The sequence below is a fragment of the Pseudomonas sp. LBUM1656 genome, from assembly GCF_059716065.1.
The window spans coordinates 2085661-2102100 of record NZ_CP166800.1; the positions used below are offsets into that span (position 1 = coordinate 2085661).

The following is a 16440-nucleotide window of genomic DNA, read 5'->3' on the forward strand; positions in this document are numbered from 1 at the left end:
TCAACATTGATGTCGACTGATACTCCGAATTCGCGAGCAAGCCCGCTCCCACATTTGGATCTGTGGTGTCTTGTAGATCGGGTCAGAGCACCGAAGCCGTTTCCGGCACTTTCGGCTGGCGATACAGATCCAGCAGCACCTGATCCAGCACCGACGACGCGCCAAACGGCGCCTTGTCGTTGAGGATCGCCACCACCGCCCAGGTGTTGCCATTGACGTCACGGCTGAAGCCGGAGATCGCGCGTACGGTGTTCAGGGTGCCGGTCTTGACGTGGGCTTCGCCGCGCATCGCCGTGGTCTTCAGGCGTTTGCGCATGGTGCCGTCGGTGCCGGCAATCGGCATCGAACTGATGAACTCGGCGGAGTACGGGCTGCGCCACGCGGCTTGCAGCATCGCCGCCATTTCACGGGCGCTCACACGTTCGGCACGGGACAGGCCGGAGCCGTTCTCCATCACCAGGTGCGGCGCAGTGATGCCTTTCTTCGCCAGCCATTGACGCACCACACGCTGGGCAGCCCTGGCGTCATCACCATCGGCGTCGGTACGGAATTTCTGGCCCAGGCTCAGGAACAGCTGCTGAGCCATGGTGTTGTTGCTGTACTTGTTGATGTCGCGAATGATTTCCGCCAGATCCGGCGAGTAGGCCCGGGCCAGCACCTTGGCGTTGCTCGGCGTCGGCGACAGACGATCCCTGCCCTGGATGCTGCCGCCCAGCTCCTTCCAGATCGCCCGCACCGCACCTGCGGTGTAGGTCGCGTGGTCGAGCAGCGACAGATAAGTCTGCGAGCTGCAGCCATCGCCCAACTGGCCGCCAACCGTTACGGTCACGCTGCCATCGGCCTGGGTCACCGGGTTGTAACGCACGCCACCGGTGCATTGCTTGGAGTTGACCGCTTTGACCTGGTTTTCGATTTTGATGCTGGCAATTGGCGGTTCCACCGACACCAGAACCCGGCCGTTGTCGTTGCGCGCCACGAAGCGCAAGGCCTTGAGGTTGACCATCAGCGAATCGGGCTTGACCAGGAATGGTTTGTTTTCGTCATTGCCGTCGTCGTTGAACTCCGGCAGTTGCGGTTGCACGAAGAAACCGCGGTCCAGCACCAGGTCGCCGGTGATTTGCGTCACGCCGTTGGCGCGCAGGTCACGCATCAGCAGCCAGAGTTTTTCCATGTTCAGCTTCGGATCACCGCCACCCTTGAGGTAGAGGTTGCCGTTGAGGATGCCGCCGCTGAGAGTGCCGTCGGTGTAGAACTCGGTTTTCCACTGGTGGTTCGGGCCGAGCATTTCCAGCGCGGCATAGGTGGTCACCAGCTTCATGGTCGAGGCCGGGTTAACCGAAACGTCGGCGTTGTAAATGGTCGGGGTGCCCGGGCCGTTCAGCGGGATCATCACCAGCGACAAGGCGTTGTCCGGGAGCTTGCTGGCCTTCAGGGCCTTTTCGACGTTGGGTGTCAGACCGGTGTTGATGGGGGCGGCGGAAACGGAGAAGGCCAGAGGAAGAAGGAAACCGGCCAGCAACAATGGACGTAAAGATTTGATCATCTGAAATACAACCCTGCATTCGAGGGGAAAAAAGACGAGGGCATGAAGATAAATTCCCTCAGTGGTCATGAAAGTGTCGGCATTATGCCCCAAGGTGTAACGGCTTGTGCCTTGCCGTGGCCCACTAATCCGCTATTTTTTTACCGACGGTAGGCGTAGCGCTGCCGAGAGACGGGCAATCAGCGCCTTAAACTGCTAAAGTGCCGCCCGTTATTACTTATGAGGATTGTTCCAATGGCGACTAACCGTTCCCAGCGTCTGCGCAAAAAACTGTGCGTCGATGAATTTCAAGAGCTGGGTTTCGAGCTGAACCTGGATTTCAAAGAAGATTTGGCTGATGAAGCCATTGATGCTTTCCTCGACGCGTTCCTGAAAGAAGCCATGGAAGCCAACGGTCTGGGCTATGTTGGCGGCGACGACTTCGGTCTGGTTTGCCTGCAGAAGCGTGGCTCGGTATCCGAAGAGCAGCGCGCTGCTGTTGAAGCCTGGCTCAAAGGCCGCAGCGAACTGACCGAAGCAACCGTCAGCCCGCTGATCGACGTCTGGTACCCGGAAAAGCCGATCAATCCGGTAGCTTGATGTCATAAAAGAAGCGGCGACCCAAGGGTCGCCGTTTTTTTATGTCCGGAAGAGTAAACGCAGCCTCGTTTCACTCTGTAGCAGCTGTCGAGTGAAACGAGGCTGCGTTGTTCAATCTTTACGCCAATTCAAGATCACTAGCGTCAACACCCCCGCGACAATCCCCCAAAACGCCGAACCAATGGAAAACAGCGTCAGCCCCGACGCCGTGACCATAAAGGTAATCAACGCCGCCTCACGTTCCTTCACTTCGGTCATGGCAATGCTCAGGCCATTGATGATCGAGCCGAACAACGCCAGCGCCGCAATCGACAGCACCAACTCTTTAGGCAGCGCCGCAAACAACGCCGCCAGCGTGGCGCCGAACACTCCGGCAATCCCGTAGAAAATCCCGCACCAGACCGCCGCCGTGTAGCGCTTGTTGCGATCTTCATGGGCATGCGGCCCGGTGCAGATCGCCGCGCTGATGGCCGCCAGGTTGATCCCGTGGGAACCGAACGGCGCCAGCAGCAGCGAAGCGATGCCGGTGGTGGTGATCAGCGGCGAGGCCGGCACGGTGTAGCCGTCGGCGCGCAATACGGCGATGCCGGGCATGTTTTGCGAGGTCATCGCCACCACAAACAATGGAATGCCGATGCTGATGGTCGCGGCGAGGGAGAAGTGCGGCGTGGTCCAGACCGGCGTCGCCACTTCCAGATGGAAACCGCTGAAGTCCAGCAGACCCATGAATCCCGACAACGCCGTGCCGATCAGCAACGCCGCGAGCACCGCATAACGCGGAGACAGGCGCTTGACCAGCAGGTAAGTAAAGAACATCCCCAGCACCAGCCCGGTGCGATGCTGCGCGGCGACGAAGATTTCACTGCCGATCTTGAACAGAATTCCCGCCAGCAACGCTGCGGCCAATGACGCCGGAATCTTTTTCACCAAACGTTCGAAGCTGCCGGTCAGGCCACAAATGGTCACCAGCACTGCGCAAGTGATGTAGGCGCCGATGGCTTCACCGTAGCTCACACCGCCGAGGCTGGTGATCAGCAATGCCGCGCCGGGCGTCGACCAGGCGATGGTGATCGGCGTGCGATAACGCAGGGACAGGCCGATCGAGCACACCGCCATGCCAATCGAGATCGCCCAGATCCACGACGAAATCTGTCCGCTGGTCAGGCCCGCCGCTTGTCCGGCCTGAAACATCAGGACCAGGGAGCTAGTGTAGCCGGTCATCATCGCGATGAAACCGGCGACGATCGCCGACGGTGACGTATCGGCCAAGGGGCGGAGCTGCGTGTGCGTGGCGTCGTTCATGACAGCGGTGTTCCTTGTTCGGTTAAAGACATCGAATCAACACTGAACCCTGTGGGAGCGGGCTTGCTCGCGAAGGCGTCAGTACATCCAACATCAACATTGACTGACACGCCGCCTTCGCGAGCAAGCCCGCTCCCACAAGGGATTGCGTTCAGGCGGCGGATTCTGCGATCAAGCCTAAACTCAAAAGTAATCAACCGTTGCGATACAGCAGAAGCGACAAACAGCCGTACAGTCGTGTTGCCACCATCCATTGTGTACAATCGCGGTGTTTTTTACGCGATACTTGCCAGCGACCCACTGTGCCGTATTACAGTCACGGTCAATTCGCCGCAGTTCTCCCGACTCGAGTGCCCATGAACGAACAGTTGCAGCCCCTAAAGAAACAACCGCGAGCAGGCAAAGCCGGCCGCAGCGGGACCCAGGACGATATTGTCTACGCGCATATCTTCGAGGCCATCCTCGAACAACGTCTGGCGCCCGGCACCAAGTTGAGCGAAGAAGCGCTGGGGGAAATTTTCGGGGTCAGTCGCACCATCATTCGCCGCGCGCTGTCGCGCCTGGCCCATGAAGGCGTCGTGCTGCTGCGTCCGAATCGCGGCGCGGTCGTTGCCAGCCCGAGTGTCGAAGAGGCACGTCAGGTGTTCCTGGCGCGGCGTCTGGTAGAACGCGCGATCACTGAGTTGGCGGTTCAGCACGCCACTGCCGAGCAGATTGCCGAGTTGCGGCAGATGGTCAATGACGAACGCGACAGCTTCTCCCGCGGAGATCGCGGTGCCGGTATCCGTCTGTCGGGCGAATTCCACCTGAAACTGGCCGAAGCGGCGAAGAATGCACCGCTGATCAGCTTCCAGCGCAGCCTGGTGTCCCAGACTTCGTTGATCATTGCCCAGTACGAAAGCGGCAACCGTTCCCACTGTTCCTACGACGAACACACCCAACTGATCGACGCCATCGAATCGCGCAACGGTGAGTTGGCGGTGAATTTGATGATGCATCACATGGATCACATCGACAGCAAACTCAACCTCGACGAAGAAAGCGCGTCGGATGATTTGCATGCGGTGTTTTCGCATTTGTTGCAGACCAAGAAGCCGGGGCGCTCGCCGGCGAAAATCTGATAGACCGAGGTGCCCCAATCGCTGGCAGGCCAGCTCCCACATTGATTTGTGGTGTTCACGATATCTGCGGTAAACGCCAAACCCTGTGGGAGCTGGCCTGCCAGCGATAGCGATCTGACACGCAATAAAAATCCCCCGGACTGAAAAGTGCGGGGGATTTTTTATGCCCGAAGAAAACTAGCGCTGATGCACCTGATTCCCCGCCGCATACGTCTGCAGAACAGTCCGGTCATCCCCCAGCGTCATCAACACAAACAACGTCTCGGCAATGTTATTGGCCTGCTTCAAGCGATAGTTCAGCAGCGGGGTGGCGTTGTAATCGAGCACCAGGAAATCCGCGTCGGTGCCCGGTTGCAGGGTGCCGATCTTGTCTTCCAGGCGCAGCGCACGCGCTCCGCCGAGGGTCGCCAGGTACAGCGATTTGAACGGGCTCAGGCGCGCACCCTGCATTTGCATGACCTTGTACGCTTCGTTCAACGTTTGCAGCAGCGAGAAACTGGTGCCGCCGCCAACGTCCGTACCCAGACCGACATTGAGTTTGTGCTTCTCGGCCATCGGCAGGTTGAACAGGCCGCTGCCGAGGAAGAAGTTCGAGGTCGGGCAGAACGCAATCGCCGAACCTGTCTCCGCCAGCCGCGCACATTCGTCGTCGCACAGGTGTACGCCGTGGGCAAACACCGAGCGCTCGCCCAGCAACTGGTAGTGATCGTAAACGTCCAGGTAGCCCTTTCGCTCCGGGAACAGCTCCTTGACCCACTCGACTTCCTTCAGGTTTTCACTGATGTGGGTCTGCATGTACAGGTCCGGGTATTCGCCGAGCAACTGGCCGGCGAGGGTCAGTTGTTCCGGGGTGCTGGTCGGGGCGAAGCGCGGGGTGACGGCGTAATGCAGGCGGCCCTTGCCGTGCCAGCGCTCGATCAGCGCCTTGCTTTCCACGTAGCTCGATTCGGCGGTGTCGGTCAGATAGTCCGGCGCGTTGCGGTCCATCATCACCTTGCCGGCGATCATCCGCAGGTCCAGCTGTTCGGCGGCTTCGAAGAACGAGTTCACCGATTGCGGGTGCACGCTGCCGAACACCAGGGCGGTGGTGGTGCCGTTGCGCAGCAGTTCCTTGATGAAAATGCCCGCGACTTCATCGGCGTGAGCCTTGTCGGCGAACTGGCTTTCGCACGGGAAGGTGTAAGTGTTGAGCCAGTCCAGCAGTTGCTCGCCGTAGGCGCCGACCATGCCGGTTTGCGGCAAATGGATGTGGGTGTCGATGAAGCCCGGGGTGATCAGCGCATCCTGATAATGAGTGATCTCGATGTCGGCCGGCAGGGTCGGCAGCAGTTCGCTGGCGTGGCCGAGGGCACTGATCTGGCCGTTATCGACCACCAGCAGGCCGTCTTCGAAATACTCGTACGAGGCTTCGATACCCACTTCGGCAGGGTCGGCGATGCTGTGCAGGATGGCGGCGCGGTAGGCTTTGCGAGTCAAAGGCATGTGATTTCTCAACTGGTGGCTTGGCTGCGGCGTGAAGCAGGCAGCAGTTTGGCGATCGATGATCCGGCGCTGGCAGTTTGCTGGCCGAAACTGGCGTTATAGGTGGCGATGATTTCGCCGGCGATGGAGATGGCGATTTCCACAGGCAACTTGCCTTTGACTTCGCCGATGCCCATCGGGCAGCGCATGCGTTGCAGCACGGCGCTGTCGAAACCACGGTCACGCAAGCGGTGTTCGAACTTCACCCGTTTGGTCTTCGAACCGATCAGGCCGAAGTAGGCGAAGTCGTTGCGCTTGAGGATCGCGGCGGTGAGTTCGAGGTCGAGCTGGTGGTTGTGGGTCATGACGATGCAATAGCTGCCGGCGGGCAGGTTGTCGATTTCATCCACCGGTTCTTCGGCGACGATTTTGCGCACGCCGTGGGGGATCTGTTCGGGGAATTCGGCTTCCCGCGAGTCGATCCAGCGCACCCGGCAGGGCAGGCTGGCGAGCAGCGGTACCAATGCGCGACCGACATGGCCGGCACCGAACACGGCGATCTGCGCCTGGACCTGGCCCATCGGTTCGAACAGCAACACGGTCACGCCGCCGCAGCACTGACCCAGGCTGGCGCCGAGGCTGAAGCGCTCCAGGTGCGTGTCCTGCTTGCCGCTGGCCAGCATCTCGCGGCCGATCTGCATGGCTTTGTATTCCAGGTGCCCGCCACCGATAGTGTCGAAGGTCTGGTTGGCGCTGATGACCATTTTCGAACCGGCATTGCGCGGTGTCGAGCCGAGCTCTTCGATGATGGTCACCAACACGCACGGTTCTCCCTGGTTCTGCAGGTCGGCGAGGGCGTCGATCCAGTTGTACATGTTTCACCTCAACATTTCTGTTGTCTGTTCGGGCCACATCGCTAGCAGGCTAGCTCCCACATTGTTTTGTGGTGTCCACACCTTTTGGATTCCCCACGAGTCCTGTGGGAGCTAGCCTGCTAGCGATTGGCCGCGCCTCGGTATCAGAGCGAAGCCAACTCAACTTCGGTTTCGGCAACCTTCGCCGCCTTCAACTGCCGCATCTGCTCACACCCCCACAACACCCGCTCCGGCGTCGCCGGTGCGTCGATGTTCGGCTGATGCTTGTAATCGCCCAGACTCGCCACCGCATCCTTGATCGCACACCACGACGCGATGCCGAGCATGAACGGCGGCTCACCCACGGCCTTGGAATGGAACACCGTGTCTTCCGGGTTTTTACGGTTCTCCACCAGCTTCACCCGCAGGTCCAGCGGCATGTCCGCCACGGCCGGAATCTTGTAGCTGGCCGGGCCGTTGGTCATCAGTTTGCCTTTGTTGTTCCACACCAGTTCTTCCATGGTCAGCCACCCCATGCCCTGGATGAAACCGCCCTCGACCTGGCCGATGTCGATGGCCGGGTTCAGCGAGTCGCCGACGTCGTGGAGGATGTCGGTACGCAGCATCTTGTACTCGCCGGTCAGGGTGTCGATGATCACCTCGCAACAGGCGGCACCGAAGGCGTAGTAGTAGAACGGCCGACCACGGGCCTGGCTGCGGTCGTAGAAGATTTTCGGGGTCTTGTAGAACCCGGTGCTCGACAGCGACACCTGGGCGAAATACGCCTGCTGGATCAGCGCTTCAAACGTCAGGATGTGATCGCGAACCCGCACGTGACCGTTGTGGAATTCCACGTCTTCTTCGCTGACCTTGTACTGGCGCGCGGCGAATTCGACGAGGCGTTTCTTGATGATCTCAGCCGCGTTCTGCGCCGCTTTGCCGTTCAAATCGGCACCACTGGAAGCGGCGGTCGGCGAGGTGTTCGGCACCTTGTCGGTATTGGTGGCGGTGATTTGCACGCGGTCCATTTCCACCTGGAACACTTCGGCCACCACCTGCGCAACCTTGGTGTTCAACCCTTGGCCCATTTCAGTGCCGCCGTGGTTCAGGTGGATGCTGCCGTCGGTGTAGACGTGGACCAGCGCACCGGCCTGGTTGAGGAAGCTGGCGGTGAAGGAAATACCGAATTTCACCGGGGTCAGCGCCAGGCCTTTTTTCAGGATCGGGCTGTTGGCGTTGTAGCGACGGATCGCTTCGCGGCGCTCGGCGTACTGACTGCTTTCTTCCAGTTCGGCGGTCATTTCCTCGAGCATGTTGTGCTCGACGGTCTGGTAGTAATGGGTGACGTTGCGCTCGGTCTTGCCGTAGTAGTTGGCCTTGCGCACCGCCAGCGGGTCGAGGGCCAGATGACGGGCGATCGCGTCCATCACTTCTTCGATGGCGACCATGCCTTGCGGGCCGCCGAAACCCCGGTACGCGGTGTTCGACGCAGTGTTGGTCTTGCAGCGATGACCATTGATGGTCGCATCGCCCAGGTAGTACGAGTTGTCGGCGTGGAACATTGCGCGGTCGACAATCGAGTTCGACAGGTCCGGCGAGCAGCCGCAGTTACCCGCCAGTTCCAGCTGGATGCCGTGCAGGCGCCCGCTGTCGTCGAAGCCCACGTCGTACTCGACGTAGAACGGGTGACGCTTGCCGGTCATCAGCATGTCTTCAACACGCGGAAGGCGCATTTTGGTCGGCTGGCCGGTCAGGCGCGCAATCACCGCGCACAGGCAGGCCGGGCTGGCCGCCTGGGTTTCCTTGCCACCGAAACCACCGCCCATGCGGCGCATGTCGACGACAATTTTGTTCATCGAAACGTCCAGAACTTCGGCCACCAGTTTCTGCACTTCGGTGGGGTTCTGGGTCGAGCAGTAGACGATCATCCCGCCGTCTTCGGTCGGCATGACCGAAGAGATCTGGGTTTCGAGGTAGAAGTGCTCCTGGCCGCCGATGTGCAGCGTGCCCTGGATACGATTTTTTGCTGTCGTCAACGCGCCCGCCGAATCACCGCGCTCATGGGTGTGGCTGTCCAGCACGAAATGCTTTTTGCGAAACGCCTCGACTACGTCTAGCACCGGTTCCAGGTCTTCGTATTCGATCACCGCGGCCATGGCGGCTTTGCGTGCGGTCTCCAGGTCACGGGCGGCGACGGCCATTACCACCTGACCGACGAACTGCACGGTGTCGATGGCCAGCAACGGGTCACCGGGCATCAGCGGGCCGATGTCTTTCAGACCCGGTACATCCTCGTGAGTAATGGCGATGCGCACACCGTCGAAGGCGTAGCACGGCTTGGTGTCGATGCTGATGATTTTCGCGTGAGCGCGGTCCGACAGGCGTGCATAAACGTGCAGCTGATTGGGAAACTCCAGCCGGTCGTCGATGTACTGTGCTTCGCCGGACACATGCTTGGCGGCGCTGTCGTGTTTGACGCTGCGGCCGACACCGGTGGTCAGGTCCTTGGCGAACAACTCAGCCAGTTCGGCCTGGGTCTTCTCTACGGCGTGATGGTTAGACATAAGCGGTCACCCGAGTCTCGATGTGCGGCGTTTGCAGTTCGATGAAGTATTTGCGCAGCAGGTTTTGCGCGCTGAGCAGGCGATATTCCTTGCTGGCGCGGAAGTCCGAGAGCGGCGTGAAATCTTCGGCCAGTGCGGCGCAGGCACGTTCGACGGTGGCGTTGTTGAACGGCGCACCGAGCAACACGGTTTCGCAGTTATTCGCACGTTTCGGAATCGCGGCCATGCCGCCGAACGCCACGCGAGCATCCGCGATCACACCGTTGTCGATGCGCAGGTTGAACGCGGCGCAGACGGCGGAAATATCATCGTCCAGACGCTTGGAAACCTTGTACGCACGGAACAGCTGTTCGGCGCTGGCGCGGGGCACGATGATCTTCTCGATGAACTCGCTTTCCTGGCGCGCGGTGACGCGGTAATCGATGAAGTAATCTTCAAGGGCCATGGTGCGACGGGTTTCGCCTTTGCACAGGACGATTTGCGCCCCGAGGGCAATCAGCAGCGGTGGCGAGTCACCAATCGGCGAGGCGTTGCCGATGTTGCCGCCGAGGGTGCCCTGGTTGCGGATCTGCAGTGAAGCGAAGCGTTGCAGCAATTCACCGAAGTCCGGGTATTCGGCTTTCAAGGCTTCGTAGCAATCGGAAAGGGCGGTCGCGGCGCCGATTTCCAGGCGATCGTCGAAGCGTTCGATGCGCTTCATCTCGGCGACGTTGCCGACATAGATCATCACCGGCAATGCGCGATGAAACTGGGTGACTTCCAGCGCCAGGTCCGTACCGCCGGCCAGCAGGCGGGCTTGTGGATAAGCGTCGTAGAGGTCAGCCAGATCGGCCACGGTCAGCGGTACCAGGCAGCGCTTGTCGCCACTGTTGAGTTCGCCGATGTCGGTGGGGGCGATGGCTTTCAGGCGGGCGATGGTGTCGGCTTCGCGAGCATCGAACTGATCCGTTTGCTTGCCGCAGCAGGATTGTTCGGCGGCGGCCAGGATCGGTCGATAGCCGGTGCAGCGGCAGAGATTGCCGGCCAGCGCTTCGTGCGCTTTATGGGCGTCGGGCTCGTCGCTGTTCTTTTGCAGCGCGAACAGCGACATCACGAAGCCCGGGGTGCAGAAGCCGCATTGCGAACCGTGGCACTCGACCATGGCTTTCTGCACGCTGTGCAGTTCGCCCTGGTGCTTGAGGTCTTCGACGCTGATCAGTTGTTTGCCGTGCAACGACGACACGAACGTCAGGCACGAGTTGAGGCTGCGATAGCGAATGTGTTCGCGGCCATCGTCGTCCGTTTGCAACTCGCCGACCACCACGGTGCAGGCGCCACAGTCACCGCTGGCGCAGCCTTCTTTGGTGCCGGGTTTGCCCACATGGTCGCGCAGATAATTGAGCACGGTCAGGTTTGGGTCCAGGGCGTGCTCGCTACGGAGTTCCTGGTTTAGTAAAAACTGGATCACGGAAGGCCTCGCAGACTCATTATTGTTGTTAACCGACTTGGACCGAATTTATCAGGTCTGACTTTGCGGTCAATGATTTTCTGACTTAAAGGTCAGGAAACAGCATTTTGTCGATCAACGACGCGTTCCTTCATTATTGACCCTCGCGGGTTAGCCTGCTTTTTGCTTGATTCGTGCCAAAAACCGCTGAGTGGGCACTCCGCCATGACCCTTCATGTGCGCTACACTGCGCCGCTTGTGCAGATCGAAGAGTTTGAAGGACAACCATGACGTTCAAGGCGCCGGACAGCCTCGCCGAGCAAATCGCTCACCACCTCGCCGAACGCATCATTCGTGGCGAAATGAAGCCCGGGGAGCGCATTCAGGAACAGAAGGTCACGCTGGCCCTCAATGTCAGCCGCGGTTCGGTCCGTGAGGCTTTGCTGATCCTCGAGCGCCGCCACCTGATCGCGATCCTGCCGCGACGCGGTGCCCACGTCACCGAGCTCACTGCCCACAAGGTGCAGAGCCTGTGCACGCTGATGAGCGAGCTGTATATTCTGCTGGGCAATGCCGTTGCCAAAGGCTGGCAGGTCCAGGCCGACATGGCGCCGTTCGTGCAGATCCAGCAGCGCCTGGCTGCCAGCTATGAGCGTCAGGACATCCGCACCTTCGTCGACGACAGCTTCAACGTGATGCGCGCCGCGTACCCATTCGCCAACAATCCGTACTTGCAGGAAACCGTCGAAAACCTGCAGCCGGCCATGAGCCGTGCGTATTTCCTCGCCCTGGACCAGCGCAAGGCGTCGATGAGCGAGTTCCTCGAGTTGTTCGAACGTTTGCTCGCTGCCGTGCTCGCCCGTGACTTTCCGCAGATCCGCGAAGTGCTGACGGCGTATGCCCAGCGCAGCTGCGATCTGGTGGTTTCTGCCCTGACGGACGCTTAAGCGTGCGGCTCAAGTGCATAAAGCTGGCAGGGTTCAAATCCTTCGTCGACCCGACCACGGTGAACTTCCCCAGCAACATGGCGGCGGTGGTCGGGCCCAATGGCTGCGGCAAGTCGAACATCATCGATGCCGTGCGCTGGGTGATGGGCGAAAGTTCGGCGAAAAACCTCCGTGGCGAGTCGATGACCGACGTCATCTTCAACGGTTCGACCAGCCGTAAACCGGTGAGCCAGGCGAGTATCGAGCTGGTGTTCGATAACTCCGATGGCACTCTGCTCGGCGAATACGCCGCCTACGCGGAAATTTCCATTCGCCGCAAAGTGACCCGCGACAGCCAGACCACCTATTACCTCAACGGCACCAAATGCCGTCGCCGCGACATCACCGACATCTTTCTGGGTACCGGCCTGGGCCCGCGCAGCTATTCGATCATCGAGCAGGGGATGATCTCCAAGCTGATCGAGTCCAAGCCCGAAGACCTGCGCAACTTCATCGAAGAAGCAGCCGGCATCTCCAAGTACAAGGAGCGTCGGCGCGAGACCGAAAACCGCATTCGCCGCACCCATGAAAACCTGGCCCGCCTGACCGACCTGCGAGAAGAGCTTGAGCGTCAACTCGAACGCTTGCATCGCCAGGCCGAAGCCGCCAAGAAGTATCAGGAATACAAAGGCGAAGAGCGTCAGCTCAAGGCCCAGTTGTCGGCCCTGCGCTGGCAGGCGTTGAACGAACAGGTCGGGCAGCGCGAAGCGGTCATCGGCAATCAGGAAGTCACTTTCGAAGCCCTGGTCGCCGAGCAGCGTAACGCCGACGCGAGCATCGAACGCTTCCGTGACGGGCACCATGACCTGTCAGAGCGCTTCAATCTGGTGCAGGGGCGCTTCTATTCGGTCGGCGGCGACATCGCCCGGGTCGAGCAGAGCATCCAGCACGGTCAGCAGCGTTTGCGCCAGTTGCAGGACGATCTCAAAGAAGCCGAGCGCGCGCGTCTGGAAACCGAATCGCACCTGGGCCACGACCGCACCTTGCTGCTGACCCTCGGCGAAGAGCTGGACATGCTCACGCCGGAGCAGGAAGTCACCAGCGCCGCCGCCGAAGAAGCCGCTGCCGCGCTGGAAGAATCGGAAACCACCATGCACGCCTGGCAGGAGCAGTGGGACACGTTCAACCTGACGGCCGCCGAGCCGCGTCGCCAATCCGAAGTTCAGCAGTCGCGGATCCAGCAACTCGAAACCAGTATGGAGCGTCTGGCCGATCGCCAGAAGCGCCTCGGCGAAGAGCGCGCGCTGCTCTCGGCGGACCCCGAAGATGCGGCGATCATGGAGCTCAGCGAGCAACTGGCCGCGAGCGAAGCAACGCTTGAAGATTTGCAGGCCAGCGAAGAGGCCCAGGTCGAACGCCTTGAGCAACTGCGCCAGGAATTGCAGTTAGCCCTGCAAAATCAGCAACAGGCCCAAGGCGATTTGCAGCGTCTCAACGGTCGTCTTGCATCCCTTGAAGCCTTGCAACAAGCCGCCCTCGATCCGGGCACCGGCACCGCTGAATGGCTGCGCGAACAGCACTTGGCAGACCGCCCGCGTCTGGCCGAAGGTCTGAAGGTTGAAGCGGGTTGGGAGCTGGCGGTGGAAACCGTGCTCGGCGCCGACTTGCAAGCGGTGCTGGTGGATGACTTCGGCGATTTCGATCTGGCCGGTTTTGCCCAGGGCGATTTGCGATTGCTCAGCCCCGCGAGTGATGGCGTGCGCGTACCCGGCAGCCTGCTCGATAAAGTCGAAGCGCAGATCGATCTGTCGCCCTGGTTGGGGCAGGTCAAGCCCGTTGAGAACCTCGAACAGGCCTTGGCCCTGCGCAGTCAGTTGACCGCCGGCCAGAGCTTGATCAGCCGCGATGGCTATTGGGTCGGTCGACACTTTTTACGCGTGCGCCGGGCCAGCGAGGCGGAAAGCGGCGTGCTCGCCCGTGGTCAGGAAATCCAGCGTCTGAGCATCGAACGCGAAGAGCGCGAAGCCACGGTCGAAACCCTGGAAACCCAACTGCAGACTCTCCGGGCGCAGCAGCGTCAGCAGGAAAACGGTCGCGAACATTTGCGTCGTTTGCTGCAAGACGAAGCGCGTCAGCAAGGCGAATTGAAAGCCCAGTTGTCTGCCGGCAAAGCCAAGGTCGAGCAACTGACGTTGCGCCGTACCCGGCTCGATGAAGAGCTCACCGAGCTGGCCGAGCAGCGTGCGCTGGAACACGAAAACATCGGCGAAGCGCGCCTGCAATTGCAGGACGCCCTCGATGCCATGGCGCTGGACACCGAGCAGCGCGAGTTGCTGATGGCCCAGCGTGACAGCCTGCGCGAGCGACTTGATCGGGTGCGTCAGGAAGCCCGGCAACACAAGGACCACGCTCATCAGTTGGCTGTACGTCTGGGCTCGCTCAAGGCACAGCATGACTCGACGCGTCAGGCGCTGGAACGCCTGGAGATGCAGTCCGAGCGCCTGACCGAGAAGCGCGAACAGCTGAGCCTGAATCTGGAGGAGGGCGAAGCGCCGCTGGAAGAACTGCGCCTTAAACTCGAAGAGCTGCTCGACAAACGCATGACCGTCGACGAAGAACTCAAGACCGCGCAGATCGCCCTGGAAGACGCTGACCGTGAATTGCGCGATGCGGAAAAACGTCGCAACCAGGCCGAGCAGCAATCGCAGTTGATTCGTGGGCAGATGGAAACCCAGCGCATGGAATGGCAAGCCCTGACCGTGCGCCGCAAGACCCTTGAAGATCAGTTGCTGGAAGACGGCTACGACCTGCACGGCGTGCTCGCCACGCTGACAGCCGAGGCCAGCGAGAAGGACGCCGAAGAAGAGCTCGAACGCATTGCCGCGCGGATTCAGCGCCTCGGTGCAATCAACCTGGCGGCCATCGACGAATACACGCAACAATCCGAGCGTAAACGTTATCTGGATGCGCAGAACGACGATCTGGTGGAAGCACTGGACACGCTTGAGAACGTGATTCGCAAGATCGACAAGGAAACCCGAAACCGTTTCAAGGATACCTTTGATCAGATCAATGGCGGTTTACAGGCGCTTTTCCCAAAAGTTTTCGGTGGAGGACGCGCCTATTTGGAACTGACGGGCGAAGATCTACTCGATACAGGGGTAACGATCATGGCGCAGCCGCCAGGAAAGAAGAACAGCACCATCCATTTGCTCTCCGGTGGCGAAAAAGCCCTGACCGCATTAGCCCTGGTTTTTGCGATCTTCAAGTTGAATCCGGCGCCGTTCTGCATGCTCGATGAAGTGGATGCACCCCTGGATGACGCTAACGTTGGACGCTACGCACGGTTGGTCAAAGAGATGTCGCAGACGGTGCAGTTCATCTACATCACCCACAACAAGATCGCCATGGAAATGGCTGAACAACTGATGGGTGTGACGATGCACGAACCGGGTTGCTCGCGTCTGGTGGCAGTGGATGTCGAGGAGGCGATGGCGATGGTGGAGGCCTGAGTCGGCGCTTGTAGGGCAAGTATTTTTGGTCTGTAGGACTTTTTTACCTGTCTCGACTTGCTGGCCAATCGACATATTCGCGCAAGCCATTGTGACAGACGGTGTAAAGTTGCCTTTGGTCGTGCTAGTTTAATGTCAATTTTTCGTATACGTGGGCAAAACGCCTGTCAGAACATAGAGTTGGCGCCACGTTTTAAAGCGGTTTGCGAGTTGTAAACCCCTTATTTTTCAGCATTTTTTATAGAGGCACGGGATTACATGGAAATCGGTCTGCGCGAGTGGCTGATCGTCATCGGCATTATTGTCATTGCCGGTATTCTTTTCGATGGCTGGCGTCGCATGCGCGGCGGCAAGGGAAAACTGAAATTCCGTCTTGACCGAAGTTTGTCCAACCTGCCGGATGAGGACACCAGCGCCGAGCTGTTGGGCCCGCCCCGCGTTCTGGATAATCACAAAGAACCGCAACTGGACGAGCACGATCTGCCGTCGGTGAGCATGCCTGCCCGTGAACCGCGTGAATCGGGTTCCAAGCGCGGCAAACGTGGCCACGGCGAGCCTTCCCAGGGCGACATGAACCTCAGCCTGGACCTCGACGGTGGCCCGAGCTTCAGCAGCCGTGACGACGATTTCCCGGATGACACCAAGGCCTCTCCGTCGGTCAGCGACAAGGAACAACCGCAAGCCGAAGAAGTGCTGGTGATCAGCGTGATCTGCCGTGACGCGGCAGGCTTCAAAGGCCCGGCGTTGTTGCAGAACATTCTGGAAAGCGGTCTGCGTTTCGGCGAAATGGATATTTTCCACCGCCACGAAAGCATGGCCGGCAACGGTGAAGTCCTGTTCTCCATGGCCAATGCGGTCAAGCCGGGCATCTTCGATCTGGACGACATCGACCACTTCAGCACCCCGGCGGTGAGCTTCTTCCTCGGCCTGCCAGGCCCGCGTCATCCGAAGCAAGCGTTCGACGTGATGGTGGCCGCAGCGCGCAAACTGTCCCAGGAGCTGAACGGCGAACTGAAAGACGACCAGCGCAGCGTGCTGACCGCCCAGACGATTGAACATTACCGTCAGCGCATCGTCGAGTTCGAACGTCGCGCCCTGACCCAGAAGCGCTGAAATTGGCAACGTGCGGGAAGTCGTAATACCCCGTACCTT

General features: G+C 60.0%; 11 protein-coding genes. 5 read left to right on the forward strand and 6 right to left on the reverse strand.

Going from position 1 to position 16440, the window contains the following annotated elements:
• Nucleotides 1-82: 82 nt before the first annotated feature.
• Nucleotides 83-1543, reverse strand: a complete 1461-nt coding sequence (gene dacB / locus ACA072_RS09385; RefSeq protein WP_497624066.1) for a D-alanyl-D-alanine carboxypeptidase/D-alanyl-D-alanine endopeptidase — start codon at nucleotides 1541-1543, stop codon at nucleotides 83-85.
• 234 nt (nucleotides 1544-1777) lie between these two features.
• On the opposite strand from dacB, the gene ACA072_RS09390 reads away from it, so the two are divergent.
• Entirely contained in the window at nucleotides 1778-2122 is a 345-nt protein-coding gene (locus ACA072_RS09390; RefSeq protein WP_007896965.1) for a YggL family protein, read from the forward strand.
• 111 nt (nucleotides 2123-2233) lie between these two features.
• Here the strand turns inward: ACA072_RS09390 and ACA072_RS09395 are convergent, their stop codons facing one another.
• The gene (locus ACA072_RS09395) at nucleotides 2234-3424 is read right to left on the reverse strand and encodes a benzoate/H(+) symporter BenE family transporter (RefSeq protein WP_497624067.1); all 1191 of its coding nucleotides are present in this window, start codon (nucleotides 3422-3424) and stop codon (nucleotides 2234-2236) included.
• A gap of 356 nt (nucleotides 3425-3780) precedes the next feature.
• On the opposite strand from ACA072_RS09395, the gene ACA072_RS09400 reads away from it, so the two are divergent.
• Entirely contained in the window at nucleotides 3781-4545 is a 765-nt protein-coding gene (locus tag ACA072_RS09400; protein WP_497624068.1) for a GntR family transcriptional regulator, read from the forward strand.
• Nucleotides 4546-4722: 177 nt separating this feature from the next.
• Here ACA072_RS09400 and guaD read toward each other — a convergent pair whose 3' ends face one another.
• The 4 genes from guaD to xdhA all read right to left on the reverse strand — a co-directional run bounded on the left by guaD (nucleotide 4723) and on the right by xdhA (nucleotide 10871).
• A complete protein-coding gene (gene guaD, locus ACA072_RS09405) occupies nucleotides 4723-6027 on the reverse strand; it encodes a guanine deaminase (protein WP_497624069.1) in 1305 nt (434 codons plus the stop codon).
• Nucleotides 6028-6035: 8 nt separating this feature from the next.
• Nucleotides 6036-6881: a xanthine dehydrogenase accessory protein XdhC gene (gene xdhC, locus ACA072_RS09410; RefSeq protein WP_497624070.1), complete on the reverse strand. Its 846-nt coding sequence runs from the start codon at nucleotides 6879-6881 to the stop codon at nucleotides 6036-6038.
• Nucleotides 6882-7024: 143 nt separating this feature from the next.
• Complete coding sequence (gene xdhB, locus ACA072_RS09415) at nucleotides 7025-9424, reverse strand: xanthine dehydrogenase molybdopterin binding subunit (RefSeq protein WP_497624071.1); 2400 nt, start codon at nucleotides 9422-9424, stop codon at nucleotides 7025-7027.
• Nucleotides 9417-10871 (reverse strand): xanthine dehydrogenase small subunit, encoded by a 1455-nt coding sequence (xdhA, locus tag ACA072_RS09420; protein WP_497624072.1) that lies wholly within the window; start codon nucleotides 10869-10871, stop codon nucleotides 9417-9419. The genes xdhB and xdhA overlap by 8 nt, the downstream gene beginning before the upstream one ends.
• Nucleotides 10872-11137: 266 nt before the next feature.
• On the opposite strand from xdhA, the gene ACA072_RS09425 reads away from it, so the two are divergent.
• The 3 genes from ACA072_RS09425 (at nucleotide 11138) to zipA (ending at nucleotide 16401) form a co-directional block, all read left to right on the forward strand.
• A complete protein-coding gene (locus tag ACA072_RS09425; RefSeq protein ID WP_461957980.1) occupies nucleotides 11138-11797 on the forward strand; it encodes a GntR family transcriptional regulator in 660 nt (219 codons plus the stop codon).
• Between the two features lie 2 nt (nucleotides 11798-11799).
• Nucleotides 11800-15288: a chromosome segregation protein SMC gene (smc, locus tag ACA072_RS09430; protein ID WP_497624073.1), complete on the forward strand. Its 3489-nt coding sequence runs from the start codon at nucleotides 11800-11802 to the stop codon at nucleotides 15286-15288.
• A gap of 258 nt (nucleotides 15289-15546) precedes the next feature.
• Nucleotides 15547-16401, forward strand: coding sequence for a cell division protein ZipA (zipA, locus tag ACA072_RS09435; protein ID WP_497450875.1), 855 nt, complete (start codon nucleotides 15547-15549; stop codon nucleotides 16399-16401).
• Nucleotides 16402-16440: the final 39 nt, after the last annotated feature.